Source organism: Henriciella marina (assembly GCF_027213945.1).
Lineage (GTDB): Bacteria > Pseudomonadota > Alphaproteobacteria > Caulobacterales > Hyphomonadaceae > Henriciella > Henriciella marina_A.
Map to the genome: position 1 here is coordinate 20,063 of NZ_JAPWGW010000001.1, position 17,306 is coordinate 37,368.

Here is a 17,306-nt window from a genome sequence, read left to right on the forward strand (position 1 = left end):
GCCTTAAGATGGTCAGGGTCACGATAATGGCGCTCATTCCGATTGGGTGAGCCGTACATGATGGCGACGCGTTTATCTCTCCGTCGGACAGGACCGCTACGTTTGATTGGCTCTGCCTCGTGGCTCCGCTCGATAATTGATTGCCTCAGCGATAGGTCAAACCATCGTCGAGATCAGCCTCGGGAAAGCTCTTACTTTCCAGCGGATAATCATGTTCAAATATCCACGGATGCCTGTCACCCTGCTTGGGCATCAAATGTAGGCTTCGTTGCAAGTAACCAGGATTAAAGACTGCCGGATCCATCCATGGCAAGATTTTGATATCGCCATCTGTCTCTCGCAGCTCGGGCGTAACGACTTTCGCACCCTTCTCACTCATGTGCCGGAATATCCGTATCATCAGCTCTGAGACAATATCTGAACGCATGGTCCACGATGCTGACCTGAAATATCCAAATACCCAGCACAGATTTGGCACTCCAGTGAACATCAGCCCCCTGTAGGCAACAGTCTTGGAAAAATCCACAACCTCGCCATCAAGGTCAAACTCAATTCCGCCGAGCACCAGAAGGTTCAACCCGGTGGCACTGACGATGATGTCGGCTTCCAGCTCTTGACCGGATTCCGTAAGAACACCTTTCTCCGTGAAGTGATCTATGTGGTCGGTCACCACAGACGCTTCGCCGCTGGCGATGCACTTGAACAGGTCACCGTCAGGCACAAAGGCGATGCGCTGCTGCCAAGGCTTGTATTTTGGATTGAAATGAATGTGAGTGTCGTAACCTTCAGGCAGATATTCTTGAACGCCCGCTATCAGTTCCGCTTTCATGCGATCTGGTTCTTTCTCGCAACTTTCAATCAATACCGCTGAAGTATGCAATACATTCTTTCTGGCGATGTCATGAATCCAGTCAGGTGGAATATCCAATCCGCGCAATTGATTTACCAGATCATCGCGATTAGGAGCGGCAATGAAGTAAGTAGGTGAGCGCTGCAGAACCGTAACATGTTTGGCCTCACCTGCCATGGCGGGCACGATGGTTGCCGTGGTTGCACCTGAACCGATCACCACAACATTTTTGTCCTTATAGTCCAAGTCTTCACGCCATGCTTGTGGATGAATGATCTCTCCCTTGAAATCCTCCATGCCCGACCATTCCGGCGTATAGCCCTTCTCGTGATTATAGTAGCCCTGACACATCCACATGAAGTCGGTTGTGTAGGCTTCCAATTCTCCGCTGCTCAGGCGCTCCGCGATGATGGTCCATTTCTGGTCGGCACTCGACCAGGACGCCTTCGTAACTTTAGTCTCGTATTGGATGTGCTGCCTTAGATCCTGTTCATCAAGTACTTCATCCAGATATGCAAGGATCTCGGCAGCTGTGGCGATCGGAGGTCCGGACCAAGGTTTCCAGCCAAAACCAAAGGTGAAGAGATCGCTGTCCGAGCGAACTCCCGGGTATGTATGCGAACGCCAAGTGCCGCCAAATCCATCAAGTGCATCTAGTAATTTAAACGACCTCCCGGGCAGATACTTCTGCAAATGGTAAGCGGCATCGATCCCTGATATGCCTGCGCCCACAATTAGCACATCAACATGACCCATTTGGTGAATTTCGCCAGAAGGCTTGGTAGCAACTTCATTCATCGATCAATCCTAGTTTCTTGGAGCAATTATCTTACGAACCTGGCGCTCATCTCACGAAAACCCGGCGAACAGTCAGTGAGTACGCAGAAGCATCAACGGTCACCGTCCGGGTCCGTGAGTGAGTTGCGGCGAACATTTGAAACTACACGGTTTCTTTGGCTATCAGTTCAGTGCCATACTTACGCTTTCGAAGCCGAACAGGCCCTGGTTGGCCCCAGTCGTCGCATCGAAGACCTCGATCGTCTCCACCTGTTCGACCAGGGCTTCCAGCAACACTTCCATTTCAAGCCTCGCCAGGTGCATCCCTGCGCAGACATGCGGACCGTGCCCCCAACCGAGCTGATCGCGTGGATTGCGGTCGGCCTTGAAGCTGTCGGGGTCGGGATAATGGCGCTCATCACGATTGGCTGAACCATACATGATGGCGACGCGCTCTCCCTTGGGAAGGTGCACGTCCCCTTCAGTGTAGTCCGTTTCAGCGTAACGTGAGAACCAGCGTACCACCGCACTATGCCGCACACTTTCCAGCACAGCGCTCGGGATGAGTGACGGATCTGACTTGATCATCTGCCACTGGTCCGGGTTCTTTCCGAGATTATAAAGCAGGTTTCCCTTGGCGAAGATGGTCGTATCAAGCGACGGGATCATGAAGTCGCCCATCAATCCGCGGGCCTCCGGCTCTGTGAGCTTTCCTTCATCCATCAACTCAAAGAGAGTTGCTGCCCAGCTCCCGGGCACAAGGCTCTTCCGATCAATATCCTCCAGGTACTGAAAGCCTTCCAGCGCCGTCATCATGTCCTCCTGGAAATGCTCCACGTTCTGGCCCATGATATTGAAAGTCGCAGCGGCCCATCGAAGCATGTTCTGGCGCCCTTCTTCCGGCAAACCGAGAAGATGCGAGACTGCAGCCAGGGGGAGATGTTTCGCAAGCGCGTCCACACCGTCAAAAGTCTGGCCGCCTTTGAGGGATGCCACCTGTTCGGAGATCATCTCTTTAAACCGTGCCCGGTTTTCCTTGATCGCTCCGGGAGCCATCTGGCGCACCAATGGCGCTCTCAAATGCTGGTGCATCTCGCCATCTGATATGATGACACCAGGGCGGGTGCTGTCCTTGGCCATGCCATTGGCAACGTCATTGAGTGAATTGCCTTTAGATGAAACAAGTCTGTCAGCTGATCGAAGCGCAACCTTGACGTCATCGAAGCGCGAGAGCGCATACATTCTTGCAGATGACAGATAGACCAGCGGGCCGAGATCCCTGATCTGCCGATAGTGCGGGAATGGATCTTTCAGCGCTTCCCTCGAAAACAGGTCGGGCTCATAGACGGGAACTTTGCTCAGAGTTTCGGACATCAATTGCGCTTTCACTACAGGAGAAGGAAACAGGCGTCTGGATAGGCTGCCAAGGCACTTGTCAGTCCGCGGGCCCGGCACCGTGCTCGGTCTGCACCCAGTCGAGCATCACCTTTCGGAACAACATACCGGCCTGGTCGCCCGCGATGACCATTTCCTCGAATTCGATCCTGTCATTGTCGAGAAGGTTCTGCATGTTCTCGCAGGCCCACAGGTCTTCTTCGAAACCCACATTCGCGAACTGTTTGACGGCAGCATAATATTCGTCGTTCTCGATCGCGTAATTGTTGGAAATCGACCACCAGTAATGGCTGGTCGACCGGGTTTCGGGTGTCAGGTAGTGCATCACGAACGATTCAAGCGCTGCACGTTTCCCGTCCTTGTCCGTATAGAAGACCGGCGCGTATCCCTTGAATATGCCCGGCGAAACAGCCGTCCCACCGTCCCATTTTTCAAGCTTCTGGCCTTCAAGCATGGGGTGAACGTCAGGCGGCAATTGTGCCGCGGCCGGGCCATCGAAATAGGCAATATGCTTGCAGTGTATGCCTTCGGGCGTTTTCTCAATAACGCGCTCATTGTCGAGAAAGCTGTCATCAATTCCAAAGCTGTCGCGATGCAGGTAGGAGAAGTGCGTCAGGTCATTCAAATTCTCCTGCATGAGCAGGTAATTGCTCTTCAGTTCGACGACATCACTTACGGTCCTGAATGAAGGGTCCTCCAGGAACGGGAGTTTGACGAACTTTTCCTCTTTGCGAGGATCGTCGGCTTCGCCCATCCAGATAAACACAAATGGTCCGACTTCCTTGACCGGATACTTGCGTAACTTGCGATTGGGAACGTGCGCCTGGCATGGGACGCGGGTAACCGCGCCCTCTGTATCATAGCGAATTCCATGATAGCGGCAGACCAGTTCGTCGCCCTCCAGCTTGCTCTCGGAAAGCGGGAATGAGCGGTGCAGGCACCTGTTCTGGAAAACCAGAAGCTCGCCTGCTTCAGAGCGGTAGAACACGAGAGACCGCTCAAGCAGCGTTCTAGCCTTTGGCGTGCGGTCGAACTCATCCTTGAAACCCGCGACATACCAGTGATCATACAGAAACGGCAGCCTGACATAGTCTTTCACGGTTTTGATCTGGTCGGCGTAAGTCATGGATTGAACCTCTTCTTTTCCGGCGCGGAACCTGGATGACTCTACGTCCGCGGTTTCATCGCGCATTCCCTCCGTCGGCGAAATTGGCCAACTCACCGACCATGCCGCCTTATGTCCTATTGTCATACAATGCAATTTTTAGATTGAAAAGGCTGTCCCTTGTCCTGCTCAATATCGTCAGAACAACTTGGCTTGATAGGGGAGATCTCGACCGCCCTGATCTCACCGCCGTTTCGACCAACGATCTCTTTTCAGCCGGAACCGCCACGCCGCAATTTTCGAATGGCGCTGTTTTTTGGTTGCGCGAAAACACTTGCTCCCCGGAAACCCGAGACGAGTTTGAACTAGCTGACAATACCGCCACCGCTTCAGAAAAAGCGCGCTCTCAAGGGGAAGCGCGCCGGGGTGATCAGGCGTCATTGGGGCTAGCAAAGCAAAATTCCAGAGCGTCACCTAGGGCATTGTAAGCGCAACTTAACAATTGAGCGCATAGGTTGCGTTGGTTACCGTTACTGGACGTTCTGAAATCTCTTCCGCTATTTCAACTTTTTTTCAGCCAAGGTTACCGGCCGCCCGATGTGCGTAGAAGAGTGCCGGAACTAATCGACGCTATCGTCGCAGCACGAGTGGCGATCGCCGGCGAGGTTGATGCGATCGCCGGAAGGGCAAGCGGCGACCTTCATTTTGGGTTGCAACCCGTTGCAGGAGAGAAATACCAAACCTTCAAATTGCTACATTATGCGCTTCATTTCAGAAGGCCGTCGGATCTATATGCCATTGTTTATATTGTTATTTTATTAGCCGTTCGCCGTTTCCCTCTTTCTCCGCCACTTGCCCCGAATTTTAATCCTGGGTCCGATAAATTCCCGAAACGCCCGCCACCGGCGGGCTTTTTCAGGTCCTCAGGCCTCTGCTTCCCGCGAGATGATTAGCTTTAGTGATCGCCGGCGATAGGAAGGCGAGCTTCAAACGCTGATGAAGCGGCGACGGTGCCCCTCCTATACTTTTTAAGACGCCTGAAAGAGAAGAACCGTCGCGCCAGGCCCTAATCCAGACATGCGCTTTGGCGATGGCATTTATGAGCGTCGAATCTTACCGCGCCGGTGCAGCATCCAGCATGAGCACGGTCTCAACGCCCCGCCTCTTCATTACGAACGCTTCAGCGTGAACCAGCGCCTCGTTCGACTGCTCGCTTGCATCAATGCCTATAGTCTCCGACAGAGGTTTCGCATCCATCTTGAGCTCCAGCTCCCCTGCCCTGATCTTAATCCTATCAGGCAAATCAATGCAGTGTTTCCAGCTCGAAGCGCCTTGCGGCTCAATTTGAGCTAGCGCGATAGACACCTCGCTGAAGGTTCTGCGGCTGGATTAGTCAGCAACTTTTCAGGGCGCTTATGTCAGGCGGTTGTCGATTGCTTCATCAACGGCCTTCCAAGCCGACGTACAGGTTTCAGGCGCCTGCCCTTAGGTAACTCTATTCTACTAGATTAATCTATCGTACGCTCATCGAAATCCTGGTCGGAGAACCGGGAGCGTAAGGGAGGAATAAATGAGACAGAGATCATTGTTGCTGGCGGCTGCAAGCCTGACTGTTCTTGCTGCATTCAGCGGCGCCGCATTGGCGCAGGAGGAGGCCGATAGAGATATGGCCACCGCCAAAGAGGACGCAGGAGACAGCACCCGCAAACTGGATCAGGTCACGGTGACCGCAGTGAAGCGTGAGCAGAATCTTCAGGATGTTCCTGTCGCCGTAACGGCGTTCACAGCCGACATTCGCCGCGACCTCGCGCTGGAAAATCTGAGCGATTTCGCCCGCTTCACACCCAGCCTCGCCTTTTCCGCCGGCGACGACCGCGTCTTTATTCGCGGTGTCGGCCGCCAGACCAATACGAACGGCTCCGACCCAGGCGTAGCGACCTATTCCGACGGCATCTATGACGCGTCGACACGATCTGTTTCCAAAAGCGATTTCTTCGTCGAGCGCGTCGAAGTCCTGCGCGGGCCACAAGGCACGCTCTATGGCCGCAATTCGATTGGCGGCGCGATCAACGTCATCTCCAAACGCCCAACCGACACTTTCACAACCGAGGCACGACTGGAAGCGGCCAATTATGACACCATCACTGCCGAAGCCGCTGTTTCCGGCCCAATCACCGACCGGTTGCGGGCGAAGATCGGCCTCTCCTACTCCAATCAGGATGAAGGTTATTTCGAGAACGTGGCAGGCGGGCCGGATGAAGCGGGCGCCCAGCAAAGCTCGTATCTCGAGCTCCAGCTGGAAGCCGATCTTGCAGATAATTTCTCAGTCTGGCTGAGAGCAGACACGGCAGAGAGCGATCTTCTCAACCGCACCACCAATCTCGCTGGTCCTTATGATGTTTCCCCTGTTCCGACCGGATACCTCACTCCCGGCGCAGCTTTTGGGTATTCGCAGGCCAATCTTTTCCTGGCGGGCGACGTCACCACGAACCCCGGCCAGAGGGATATTCGCAAGTTCAACGTCGACACCACGACACGCTCCAGTCTTGACGACGATTATGGAATCTCGGCGATCGCGACGTGGAACCTGGATAATATCGATATCAAGTATCTCGGCGGGTATCGGACCTATTTCTATAATTCATTCCGCGACGACGACAGCACAAACGTTCTTTCCTATTCCTTTCCTCTGGACGCACCCAATCCAGCCGCAGGCGAGGTCTTCACAGGCGGACCAAACTGTCAGTTCCTGCGTGTTGCCTTCGGTCCGGTCTGTACCCCGGCAACCATCTTCCCGCAGCGCACTTTCGACTACACCGAGGACAAGGAGTTCTGGAGCCATGAGCTGACGGCCCAGTCGTCAGGTGATGGTGATTTCTGGTGGATCGTCGGTGCTTATCTTTATGAAGAGGACTTTCTGCAGGAGTCGCACTTCGGCAACGCCGCGCAGCCGCAGATCCTTGCCCCCGTTGGCGGGCCAGCCAACCCAAGCGGCGACTTCGTAACGGCGATCTCGGACATCAACAACAAGTCCTATGCGCTGTTTGCGCAAACCGACTACTCGATCACCGACACGCTCACCCTGACGGGCGGCCTTCGCTATTCGATGGACGAAAAGGAAGGCTCCGAATTTCTTCGGGTTATCGCCTATGGCGTTATTCCAGGCTTCACCGTTGGCGGCTCAGGTAATCTCGCGCCAGCGCTTGATCTGACGCCCTCGACTGTGTCGAACTCAAACGCGCCGGGTGTGGCGAGCCTTGTCACGATCGACCCGGTTACAGGTCTGGCCCAACGTGACCTCTCTGGAGAGTGGGATGCGGTATCCGGCACGGCCGGTATTCAGTGGCAACCCGATGCGTCCAGCAACTACTTCCTTCGCTATAGCCGCGGGTATAAATCCGGCGGCTTTAATGCGGGGGGGATCAGCCAGTTCCCGCAAACCGATGAGGAGCTTCTTGATGCGATTGAGATCGGCGCCAAGAAATCGTTCGGCACGAATTTCCAGCTGAACGCGACAGCCTATTCCTATTCCTATGATGGGTTGCAGGTGCCGCTCGATGTTATTGAAAACGGCATCCAGCTCACCCGTTTCTTCAACCTCGAGGATTCGCGGGCCCAGGGCCTAGAGCTTGAAGCCCGCTGGACGCCTACGGACGCCCTGCGCGTGCTTGCGAGCTATGCCTATAACGACTCCGAAGTGCGTGAAGCGTGCTGCTTTGTCGATGTGGCGGACCCGCTGGCCCAGCAACCCGGCGCCCAACCTTCCGGTCCGGCGTCGGGCGGAAACCAGCCGCAGGATCTGAAAGGCCAGATGTTGCCGCGGACGATTCCGCACAAGTTCGGTCTCAATGTCAGCTATGACATCCCGCTGGGCGTCAATGGCGATGTGACGCTTTCGGGGAACTATTCCTGGCGCGACGAGACCTATCACGGTGTCTTCAACCGCTCCTACACACAGACCCCGGCCTACGACCAAGTCGACCTTATCGGCCTGTGGCGTAATCCGAGCGACACCCTGCAGGTCATGACATATGTGAAGAACGTCTTCGACGAGCAGGGGTTTGACGGGGCGACCGGCACGCTGCGCATCCAGCCATTCGGCGTGTCGCAAACCCTCTACCTGACACCGCCGCGCACATATGGCGTCCAGCTCCAGCTAAAATTCTAGCTGACGCATGAAGACAAACGCCATTCGAAAAGCGGGCAAACTGCCCTTCACGACCAAGTTTGTATACGGGCTCGGCACCGTCGCATTCGGCATCAAGGACAATGGGTTCAATGTCCTCCTGATGATCTACTACAACCAGGTCGTCGGCTTGCCGGCGGCCTGGGTGGGTCTTGCCATCATGATCGCAATGGTGGCCGACGCCATTCTTGACCCGGTCGTTGGCCAGTGGTCGGACAGCGTTCGCAGCAAGTGGGGCCGGCGGCACCCTTTCATGTATGCGTCGGTCATTCCCGTCGGTCTTCTCTACTTTCTGCTCTGGTCACCACCGATGGCGGCCTCGGACACAATGCTCTTTGTATATCTACTGGTCCTGACCAGCGGGACGCGCATTGCCCTTGGCGTATATGAAATTCCGTCGACGGCGCTGCTGGCCGAGTTCACCCAAGACTATCACGAGCGAACAGAGCTTGTGGCGTATCGCTTTTTCTTTGGTGTCGTTGGCGGCATCCTGATGGGCGTCTTTGTGTTCAGCGCCATATTTGCTGATGATCCGACCGCGCCGGGCGGGCTTCTGGACCCGTCAGGCTATCTGAAATACGCCGCCATAGCCGCGCCGCTCATGGCCATCTCCATCCTGGTCTCAACGTTCGGCACGCATGGCCGCATCTCAACACTTGTGACCCCGCCACCCCCTCCGAAAGAGCCGCTTCTCCAGACCCTGCGCAACATGCTCGCGACCCTGTTTCATCGCACAAATGCGCCGCTTCTGCTGGGAAGCATTTTCGGGTCCATGTCGGGCGGACTGAGCGCGGCACTTAGCATATACATGCAGACCTATTTCTGGGAGCTGTCGTCAAAAGAGATTGCCCTGCTTACATCGAGCGGCCTTCTCGGTGTTGTGTTAGCCTTCCTGGTCGTGCTTCCACTGTCAAAACTCTTTGGCAAGAAATGGACGACGTTGACGCTCTATTTCATCACGATGCTATCCATCGTCGTGCCTGTCGGACTGCGGCTGATCGGCCTCTTTCCATCCAACGAGAGCGACGCCCTTGTGCCCCTGCTATTTGTATTCACGACCGTGACCGTGATGGCCGTCATCGCAGCGGCGATCCTTACAGCCTCCATGGTGGCCGATGTGACCGACCAGATACAGCTCAAGACAGGTCGCCAGTCCGAGGGCCTCATCTTTTCGGCAACGACATTCGTCAATAAAACGGTTTCCGGCATGGGCATCCTGGTCTCAGGCCTGCTGTTGACGCTGGTCGGATTTCCCGAGGATGCCGAACCTGGCGTCGTCGACCTTACGACAACCAATGAGCTCGCCATTGTGTTCGCGCTCTCGATAGCGGGCTTTGTGACCATCGCGCTCTTCATCATGAGCTTCTATCCGGTCAGCCGCGCTGACCATCAGCATGCGGTGGATGAGCTGGCACGCCGCCGCGCTGAAGGACTGTCGCCGCCAAAGGGAGCGCCGTGATGGGGCCTGAAGGAGGCTTAGCCACTGGAGAGGTGAACGGAGTGCATCCGATGTCATTGGCCGTGATGGTCGATGTGCCCCATAATTCCTACCGGCATAGAGGCCACAGCCGCTTCGCTACAATCTGACGAGACGACATATGGCAAAGACACCGAAATCCGGCACATCGCGAGGAAGCGAAGACGCATCCATGAAGCAACCGAAGGTCAAATATCCGCGCCGAACAGAACGCCGCCGCCGCACCCGCGCCGCGATCCTCAAGGCCGCGGGCGATCATTTTCGCAAGGAAGGATATGCGGCCACCACCATGCAGACGATTGCCGACAGCGCGGACGTGCATGTCACCACGCTCTTCATGCACTTCAAGACGAAGGCGGATCTTGCGCTGGCGCTGGTCCAGGACCGGACAGACGCCCTTCGCAAGCGTGCTTTCGACGCGCGCGGCTCAACCGGTTTCTTCGCTTTCTTCAGGGCAGAGGCTTTCGACCGGGCAAAAACGCTGGCTGAAGCAAACAGGCCCGAAGCGACCTTCTGGAGCGCCCTGCAGTCGGACGCCGATCTCGCCTTTGCCTCAGCCACCTTCAACACCGACCAGGCCGAGATTTTCGGACGCTTCGTCGCCGCGGAGTTCGGACGGGACCGGGATACGGACTACCGGCCCGATCTGGTTGCGCGCCTCCTGCTGGCCGCGGCGGACCTTGCCTATCAAAAATGGATGACGTCAGACCGGCAGTCTGATCCAGTCAAGGAAATATCAGGCTCCCTCGATACCGCAGAAGTTGCGGCAAGGCAGATGCTCGGCCTCCAAGGCTGATACTGAGGTGCCGGTTTAGCAGCTGCGCAGAGACCGTATGGATAGACACCGCTCGTTCATATACAAAACAGAGCCCCCGGATAGCAGGCGACCCGCTCAATGACTGACGCCCCCTATAAAGCGCCGGCCCTTGAAAAGGGCCTTGATATTCTCGAATGCTTAGCAAGCGTCCGAACGCCTCTTTCCATTGCCGAGATCGCCCGCACGATCGGCCGCTCGCGGAACGAAATCTACCGGATGATTGTGGTGCTGGAGATGCGCGGCTATGTCGAGCGAACGGAGGATCCGGAGAAGCTGCAGCTGTCCAACCGTCTCTTCGAGGTTGGAATGCGCTCTCCGCCCAAACGCGACCTGCATGAAGCGGCCCTCCCGGAAATGGCCGCGCTCGCCTCGCAAATGATGCAATCAATCCAGTTAGCCGTGGTCAGCTCGGACCAGATCGTCGTCATTGCGAGAACCGAAAGCCCTGACGATGTTGGCTTCAGCGTGCGGCTCGGCCACCGGCGCTCCATACTCCATTCCGCCTCTGGCCTTGTTCTCTTTGCCTTTGCCGCGCAAGCGCAGGCCATCCGCATCCTGGAACACCTGAAGGCGGGCGGGGCGTCGCAGGCCGACCTCACCACGCTGCAGGACAAAGCCATCCAGATACGGGCGGACGGGCATGTCTGTATGCCCTCGCGCATGGTGGACGGCGTGACAGACATCGGTGCGCCGGTATTTGATTCCACCAGCGAATCCGCAGTCGCTAGTCTGACCGTACCGTTTGTCGTCACGCGGCGAACCAAGATTCTGGTGGATGATGCGCCTGCACTGATCGCATCGGCTGCCGATCGCATTTCAGTGGCTTTGGGACACGTACCCAAGATCAGCTAGTCGAGATGAAAGACTTCTTCCATCGGCACCCACCACTCTCCCGGCCCCGCTGATTGAAGGGGTTCCTGACAAGGGTCGGTGACGGCCCACCATCGACGTGTCTCGGCATCATTGCCCATTCGGGCCATATCCGCCTCAAAATTGGTCCCGTGATACTCATAGATTCCAAACAGGATGTTCTCTGGCTCGCGTAGGTAGATGCTGTAATTGCGAATATTGCAGTCGCTAATCTGTTTCAGAATCGCGGGCCATGCATTGGCATGTAGCTTCTTGTATTCTGCTATCTTTTCCGGCTTCAGCTTTATCATCCAGGCTTTGCGTTCCATCGTCGCTCTCCCCTTCTCACTGGTTTTGGATTGTTTACGAGAAAATTCTCATTCTAAGGCAATACACCAGTGCCCCATTCATATACAAACATCTTGCTTGCATATGAAACACCTTGAGCGTACGATCCTCCTATAGACCGTCCAGATAAGGATGGCACCATGGGAGGAAATAATGATGACTTTGAGCGTCAACATCTGTGCGTGTGCTGTCCAATGAGTGGCGTGCAGGGCAAATTCAAGCCAACCGCCGAGAGCCTCAGCCAGCACGACGTGCCTGAGTGGTTCAAGGACGCAAAATTCGGCATTTTCATCCACTGGGGGCCTGCGGCGATACCGGCCTTTGCGCCGCACAAGGTCCAGATCGATCAACTGGATACCACGGACGAGAAAGCGGGCTTCGCAAACACGCCCTATGCCGACTGGTACCAGAACACGATGATGTTCGAGGACAGCGCGACGGCAAAATACCACCGCGAAACCTATGGCGAAGACTATTCGTACGACAATTTCGGCGCAGCCTTCAATGAGGCGCTGGACGCCTGGGACCCGGCCTCTTGGGCGCGGCTCTTCAAACAGTCTGGCGCGCGCTATGTGGTTCTGGTGACCAAGCACCATGACGGATTCGCCCTCTGGCCGAGTGATGTAAAGAATCCGAACAAGGACAACTGGCACACAACCCGCGATGTCGTCGGCGAACTCGCAGAAGCCGTGCGCGCTGAAGGTCTAAAATTCGGCGTCTACTATTCCGGCGGCGTGGACTGGACGTTCAAGCACAAGCGGATCGAGAGCTTTGCAGACTTCCTGACATCCATGCCTGGCAAGGATGAGAACTATATCGAATACGCGAATGCGCATTACCGAGAGCTGATCGACCGTTACAAGCCCGACTATCTCTGGAATGACATCGCCTACCCGGCCGAGAAAGATTCCTTCGAAATTCTCGCCAAATACTACAATGACGTGCCGGACGGTCTGACCAATGATCGCTGGATCACACCTGACGGCTCGCTGGCGACGGACGCCTTCGAGCGTCCTGAGGGGCTTACCGGCATTATTCCGCCCAAGCCACCTGTCTGGGACGCCCGCACGCCGGAATACGGCATGTTCGACCGGATCCTGCCGTTCCAGTGGGAAACAACGCGCGGAATGGGCCATTCCTTTGCCTATAACCGCAACGAGAGCGACGAGGATTATATCAGCCGCGATGCCATTGCACACATGCTCGCAAGCTCAGCCTGTTTCAATGGAAACGTCCTTCTGAATGTCGGCCCGCGCGGTGACACGATCATTCCGCCCGGCCAGGCGTCACGGTTGGAAGCGGTTGGAAAATGGCTAGAAACAGCAGGCCCTGCGGTCCACCACACGCGGCCGCTCGCATTGCCTGAAACCACCGTTGCTGATGTTGCTATCGGTGCGACGCACAACACCGCGGCAGGGAAGGTCTACATTCACTTCCTCGGCATCCCCGGCGAAACGGAGGTAAGTGTAAAGCTGCCCGACCAGATCAGCGCAGTGAATTCCGTCAGCCAGCTCGGCGGAGGCGTCAGCAATTGGTCGGCCGCCGACGGTATGCTGCAGGTCAGCGTACCAGAGTGGGCGGACACGGCTGTTCAAATCCTGGCTCTGGACGTGTCTGCATGATCATCGGCATTAGCGCCCGCGATATCCGCTTCCCGACATCGCGGGACAGCCATGGATCGGATGCGATGAATCCCGATCCGGACTATTCGTGCGCTTACGCGTCGATCGAAATGAGCGGCGGCGACCCGACCGGTCATGGCCTGACCTTCACGATTGGACGCGGCAACGACCTTTGTGTTGCTGCGATCAAGGGTCTGGGGGTTCACCTGGTAGGGCGCAAGCTCGACGAATTCGAGGAAGACCTCGGGCTCGCCTCGCGGCTTTTGCTGAATGACAGCCAGTATCGTTGGCTTGGTCCCGAAAAGGGCGTTGTCCATCTCGCGGCGGCCGCCCTGATCAATGCCGTCTGGGATGCCCTCGCAAAACGCGCAGGCAAGCCGCTATGGCGCTATGTCAGCGATCTCTCGCCAGCGAAATTCCTCTCGGCGATCGATTTCCGCCATATCCGCGACTACCTGCCTGAAGAGGCTGCGCTGGAGCGTCTGGAGTCTCAGTACGCTGGCCGCGCTGACCGAATAGAGCGCCTCATGAAAGATGGCTATCCGGCCTACACGACTTCGGCGGGTTGGATCGGATACAGCGACGTAGAGATCGTGCGAAAGCTGAAAGTCGCGCATGCCGAAGGCTGGCGGCATTTCAAGATCAAGGTCGGCGGCAACCTTCAGCAGGATGTTGAGCGGTGTGCACTATTTCGTAACACGCTCGGCAATGATGTCCGCCTGAGCGTTGACGCCAATCAGGTCTGGGACGTGGCCGACGCTGTAACGGCCTCCAGGGCGATGGCCCCATACGACATCTACTGGATCGAAGAACCGACCAGCCCGGATGACATCCTTGGACACAAGGCAATCGCCGAGCAGGTTGCGCCTCTGAAACTTGCGACCGGCGAGCATGCTCACAATAGAGTTATGTTCAAACAGTTCCTGCAGGCTGAAGCGATCGGTTTCTGCCAGATTGATGCCTGCCGTCTGGCCGGCGTGAATGAGGTGCTGGCCGTCATGATGATGGCGGACAAGGCAGGTATTCCGGTCTGCCCGCATGCCGGCGGTGTCGGGCTCTGCGAGTATGTACAGCACCTCTCCATGATCGATTATGTCTGTATTTCAGGCACGATGGACGACCGCGTCATTGAGCACGCGGCTCATCTCCACGAACATTTCCTCAATCCAATCGAAATCCGGAATGGTCGTTATATCGCTCCGACCAAGCCGGGTTACTCGATAGACATGTGGCCCCAGAGCCTCGCCGATCACGAGTTTCCCGGCGGTCCCGTCTGGGCGGAGGACGTGCATCAGTGACGCGTCCTGCAGAGCCTTTCGCACCTGTTGATCTGCCGCGTTTTGGTCTCGGCGCTGCCGGGCTTGGCAATCTCTATAGCGAAGTCTCTGAAGCCGAGGCGTTGGATGCGCTTCTGGCCGCCCGCGAGATCGGGCTCGACCTCATCGACACGTCGCCTTTCTACGGACATGGGCTGAGCGAGCAGCGCATCGGCGACTGCCTCGCGCAGACCGATTGGCACCCCTCGCTTTCGACCAAGGTTGGCCGAGTTCTTGAGCCTACAGGTGAAACCCCGGTCCCTGACAACGGATTTGCATCCCCGGCGCCGTTCATCCCTCGATTTGATTACTCCGCCGCCGGAATCCGCGACGCCTTTGCAGGGAGCAAGGCCCGGCTCGGCGTCGATCGTGTTGATACGCTTCTCTTGCACGATATCGGGCGCCAGACCCATGGCGACGCCCATGAGGACACCCTGCGGCAAGCGCTAGACGAAGCTCTACCGGAAATGGCTGCTATGAAGGCTGAGGGGCTCACACGCCGTATAGGACTTGGCGTGAATGAGGTCGAGGTCTGTGCGGAAGTGATCGATCAGTTTGAACTCGACTGCCTTCTCATCGCAGGCCGCTACACTCTGCTGGAACATGAGGAATCGCTCCCTTTCCTGGACACCTGCCACCAGCGCGGAATCGAGGTGATGATTGGCGGAGCGTTCAATTCTGGCCTGCTCGCAGCAGAGCCAGATCAACCGCTCCACTATAATTATGACACCGCCCCGGACTGGGCCGTCGAACGGACCGCCAGGCTGCGTCATATCTGCGACAGTTTCGGCATCCCATTACCCGCCGCAGCGCTCCAATTCTGCGCTGCGCATCCAGCCGTCACGACCGTGCTTGCAGGCGCCAGAACCGGCAAAGAGGTTCGCCAGATCGCCGAATGGGCACAAATGGGAATCGACCCGGATATGTGGGTCGCGCTCCGCAAGAATGACCTGATCGCCGACAACGCGCCGGTGCCCTCATGATCGCCAAGCTCGACGCTCATCTCCACGTATGGACGTTGGCGCGCGGCGACTACACCTGGCTGACGCCGGACCTCTCCGAAATCTACAAAGACTTCAGCATCAATGATGCCTGGCCCGAGGCTGAACAGGCAGGCGTCCAGCGCTTCATCCTCGTGCAAGCCGCAGCGAGCGCCGCCGAAACTGACTTTCTCCTGTCCCTTGCGGCAGCCGACAAGCGGGTAGCCGGCGTTGTCGGCTGGGTCGATTTTCAATCCGAGACTGCGGCCGACGAAGTAAGGCGCGGCGCGGCGCAGGAAGGGCTTGTTGGCGTGAGGCCGATGATAGCCGACCGCCCTGACCCGCGCTGGATCCTGCAGGACGACATTACCCCTGCGCTCAAGGCCATGAGCGAGAGCGGACTTGTTTTCGACGGCCATGCCCGGCCTGACCTTATCAGCGTCATGACCACGCTGGCCCAGCGCTACCCAGACCTCAGCATCGTGGTCAATCACGCCGGCAAACCACCGATCGCGAGCGGCGATCTCAATGACTGGCGCGCTGACATTAAGGCGCTTTCGACCTGTCCGAACGTCTCCACCAAATTGTCAGGCCTGCCCACCGAAGCGGGCGACCGCACCGACGACGTCTCGATCGGGTCTGTCGTCGAGCATATCGCCGACTGTTTCGGACATGAGCGCGTCCTCTGGGGCAGCGATTGGCCGGTCCTGACCATGGCCGCAAGTTATGCCGACTGGGCCGCTCAGAGCGAACGCCTCATCAAACGGCACTTTGCCGGGCACGAAGCGTCGGTTTGGCGAACGAACGCCGAGCGAATTTACCTCAAGAATTCAGGAGGCCAGCTTGGGCAGGCTTGACGGAAAGACCGCTTTGATAACCGCCGCCGGCGCCGGTATTGGCCGCGCCTCGGCGATTGCATTCGCGCGAGAGAATGCGCGGGTCATCGCAACTGATATCGATCCGGCCGCTCTGCAAACGCTCGCTGATACAACCAATATCGAAACACACCTTCTGGACGTGACCGATAGCGCCGCAATTGCGGATCTGATCGAAAGCCAGCCGGGCCTGGACATCCTCTTCAACGTCGCAGGCTGGGTTCATAACGGCACCATTGAGGACTGCGGCCGTCAGGATTGGGACAGATCCGTCCTGATCAATCTCACCTCAATGTATGAGATGTCGCGCGCCGTCCTTCCCAGGATGGTGAAACAGGGCCGTGGCGTGATCCTCAACATGAGCTCTGTCGCCTCAAGCGTCACAGGCGCGCCCAACAGATTTGCCTATGGCGCGACCAAGGCCGGTGTCATCGGCCTCACCAAGGCGATCGCAGCCGATTATGTCGGCTACAATATCCGCTGCAACGTGATCTGCCCGGGAACCGTCGACAGTCCGTCCCTGCAGGGCCGGATGCGCGCTCAGGGCGATTATGAGCAGGCAAGGCAAAAGTTTGTCTCCCGCCAGCCCATGGGCCGTCTGGGCAGGCCGGAAGAGATCGCAGAACTGGCGGTCTATCTCGTTTCCGAAGAATCCGCATTCACGACCGGGGCCGTTCATGTCGTCGATGGCGGCTGGACCAATTAGGGA

At 57.0% G+C, this 17,306-nt stretch carries 16 protein-coding genes; 11 read left to right on the plus strand and 5 right to left on the minus strand.

Features of this window, described 5'->3' with window-relative positions:
• Positions 1-145: 145 nt before the first annotated feature.
• From O4G74_RS00100 to O4G74_RS00110, 3 genes are all read right to left on the minus strand, one after another.
• Positions 146-1,648, minus strand: coding sequence for a flavin-containing monooxygenase (locus O4G74_RS00100; protein ID WP_269400640.1), 1,503 nt, complete (start codon positions 1,646-1,648; stop codon positions 146-148).
• Positions 1,649-1,810: 162 nt separating this feature from the next.
• Positions 1,811-3,001: a cytochrome P450 gene (locus O4G74_RS00105; protein WP_269400641.1), complete on the minus strand. Its 1,191-nt coding sequence runs from the start codon at positions 2,999-3,001 to the stop codon at positions 1,811-1,813.
• Positions 3,002-3,062: 61 nt separating this feature from the next.
• On the minus strand, positions 3,063-4,148 hold the full coding sequence (locus O4G74_RS00110) for a Rieske 2Fe-2S domain-containing protein (protein WP_269400642.1): 1,086 nt from the start codon (positions 4,146-4,148) through the stop codon (positions 3,063-3,065).
• A gap of 119 nt (positions 4,149-4,267) precedes the next feature.
• Here O4G74_RS00110 and O4G74_RS00115 point away from each other — a divergent pair, with 119 nt between their 5' ends.
• Complete coding sequence (locus O4G74_RS00115) at positions 4,268-4,615, plus strand: hypothetical protein (protein WP_269400643.1); 348 nt, start codon at positions 4,268-4,270, stop codon at positions 4,613-4,615.
• A 159-nt stretch (positions 4,616-4,774) separates the two neighbouring features.
• The gene (locus tag O4G74_RS00120; RefSeq protein WP_269400644.1) at positions 4,775-5,080 is read left to right on the plus strand and encodes a hypothetical protein; all 306 of its coding nucleotides are present in this window, start codon (positions 4,775-4,777) and stop codon (positions 5,078-5,080) included.
• Between the two features lie 160 nt (positions 5,081-5,240).
• On the opposite strand, the gene O4G74_RS00125 is transcribed toward O4G74_RS00120, so the two are convergent.
• Positions 5,241-5,384: a hypothetical protein gene (locus O4G74_RS00125; RefSeq protein ID WP_269400645.1), complete on the minus strand. Its 144-nt coding sequence runs from the start codon at positions 5,382-5,384 to the stop codon at positions 5,241-5,243.
• 313 nt (positions 5,385-5,697) lie between these two features.
• On the opposite strand from O4G74_RS00125, the gene O4G74_RS00130 reads away from it, so the two are divergent.
• From O4G74_RS00130 to O4G74_RS00145, 4 genes are all read left to right on the plus strand, one after another.
• Positions 5,698-8,295 (plus strand): TonB-dependent receptor, encoded by a 2,598-nt coding sequence (locus O4G74_RS00130; RefSeq protein ID WP_269400646.1) that lies wholly within the window; start codon positions 5,698-5,700, stop codon positions 8,293-8,295.
• A gap of 7 nt (positions 8,296-8,302) precedes the next feature.
• On the plus strand, positions 8,303-9,772 hold the full coding sequence (locus tag O4G74_RS00135) for an MFS transporter (protein ID WP_269400647.1): 1,470 nt from the start codon (positions 8,303-8,305) through the stop codon (positions 9,770-9,772).
• Positions 9,773-9,911: 139 nt separating this feature from the next.
• Positions 9,912-10,586: a TetR/AcrR family transcriptional regulator gene (locus O4G74_RS00140; RefSeq protein WP_269400648.1), complete on the plus strand. Its 675-nt coding sequence runs from the start codon at positions 9,912-9,914 to the stop codon at positions 10,584-10,586.
• Positions 10,587-10,685: 99 nt separating this feature from the next.
• Positions 10,686-11,459: an IclR family transcriptional regulator gene (locus O4G74_RS00145; protein ID WP_269400649.1), complete on the plus strand. Its 774-nt coding sequence runs from the start codon at positions 10,686-10,688 to the stop codon at positions 11,457-11,459.
• On the opposite strand, the gene O4G74_RS00150 is transcribed toward O4G74_RS00145, so the two are convergent.
• On the minus strand, positions 11,456-11,785 hold the full coding sequence (locus O4G74_RS00150; protein ID WP_269400650.1) for an L-rhamnose mutarotase: 330 nt from the start codon (positions 11,783-11,785) through the stop codon (positions 11,456-11,458). The genes O4G74_RS00145 and O4G74_RS00150 overlap by 4 nt on opposite strands.
• A gap of 213 nt (positions 11,786-11,998) precedes the next feature.
• Here O4G74_RS00150 and O4G74_RS00155 point away from each other — a divergent pair, with 213 nt between their 5' ends.
• Genes O4G74_RS00155 through O4G74_RS00175 form a run of 5 tightly spaced genes read left to right on the plus strand, consistent with a single transcriptional unit; the run spans position 11,999 to position 17,303 of the window.
• Positions 11,999-13,426, plus strand: a complete 1,428-nt coding sequence (locus O4G74_RS00155) for an alpha-L-fucosidase (RefSeq protein ID WP_269400651.1) — start codon at positions 11,999-12,001, stop codon at positions 13,424-13,426.
• Positions 13,423-14,724 (plus strand): enolase C-terminal domain-like protein, encoded by a 1,302-nt coding sequence (locus O4G74_RS00160; protein WP_269400652.1) that lies wholly within the window; start codon positions 13,423-13,425, stop codon positions 14,722-14,724. Before O4G74_RS00155 ends, O4G74_RS00160 begins: the two co-directional genes overlap by 4 nt.
• A complete protein-coding gene (locus O4G74_RS00165) occupies positions 14,721-15,725 on the plus strand; it encodes an aldo/keto reductase (RefSeq protein WP_269400653.1) in 1,005 nt (334 codons plus the stop codon). The genes O4G74_RS00160 and O4G74_RS00165 overlap by 4 nt, the downstream gene beginning before the upstream one ends.
• A complete protein-coding gene (locus O4G74_RS00170) occupies positions 15,722-16,579 on the plus strand; it encodes an amidohydrolase family protein (protein ID WP_269400654.1) in 858 nt (285 codons plus the stop codon). The genes O4G74_RS00165 and O4G74_RS00170 overlap by 4 nt, the downstream gene beginning before the upstream one ends.
• Positions 16,566-17,303 (plus strand): SDR family oxidoreductase, encoded by a 738-nt coding sequence (locus tag O4G74_RS00175; RefSeq protein WP_269400655.1) that lies wholly within the window; start codon positions 16,566-16,568, stop codon positions 17,301-17,303. The genes O4G74_RS00170 and O4G74_RS00175 overlap by 14 nt, the downstream gene beginning before the upstream one ends.
• Positions 17,304-17,306: the final 3 nt, after the last annotated feature.

What these genes read in the sequence shown, in the direction of transcription:
- O4G74_RS00100 (WP_269400640.1), bottom strand. Translation starts at nt 1,648, where the DNA reads ATGAATGAAGTTGCTACCAAGCCTTCTGGCGAAATTCACCAAATGGGT.
- O4G74_RS00105 (WP_269400641.1), bottom strand. Translation starts at nt 3,001, where the DNA reads ATGTCCGAAACTCTGAGCAAAGTTCCCGTCTATGAGCCCGACCTGTTT.
- O4G74_RS00110 (WP_269400642.1), bottom strand. Translation starts at nt 4,148, where the DNA reads ATGACTTACGCCGACCAGATCAAAACCGTGAAAGACTATGTCAGGCTG.
- O4G74_RS00125 (WP_269400645.1), bottom strand. Translation starts at nt 5,384, where the DNA reads ATGGATGCGAAACCTCTGTCGGAGACTATAGGCATTGATGCAAGCGAG.
- O4G74_RS00130 (WP_269400646.1), top strand. Translation starts at nt 5,698, where the DNA reads ATGAGACAGAGATCATTGTTGCTGGCGGCTGCAAGCCTGACTGTTCTT.
- O4G74_RS00135 (WP_269400647.1), top strand. Translation starts at nt 8,303, where the DNA reads ATGAAGACAAACGCCATTCGAAAAGCGGGCAAACTGCCCTTCACGACC.
- O4G74_RS00140 (WP_269400648.1), top strand. Translation starts at nt 9,912, where the DNA reads ATGGCAAAGACACCGAAATCCGGCACATCGCGAGGAAGCGAAGACGCA.
- O4G74_RS00145 (WP_269400649.1), top strand. Translation starts at nt 10,686, where the DNA reads ATGACTGACGCCCCCTATAAAGCGCCGGCCCTTGAAAAGGGCCTTGAT.
- O4G74_RS00150 (WP_269400650.1), bottom strand. Translation starts at nt 11,785, where the DNA reads ATGGAACGCAAAGCCTGGATGATAAAGCTGAAGCCGGAAAAGATAGCA.
- O4G74_RS00155 (WP_269400651.1), top strand. Translation starts at nt 11,999, where the DNA reads ATGAGTGGCGTGCAGGGCAAATTCAAGCCAACCGCCGAGAGCCTCAGC.
- O4G74_RS00160 (WP_269400652.1), top strand. Translation starts at nt 13,423, where the DNA reads ATGATCATCGGCATTAGCGCCCGCGATATCCGCTTCCCGACATCGCGG.
- O4G74_RS00170 (WP_269400654.1), top strand. Translation starts at nt 15,722, where the DNA reads ATGATCGCCAAGCTCGACGCTCATCTCCACGTATGGACGTTGGCGCGC.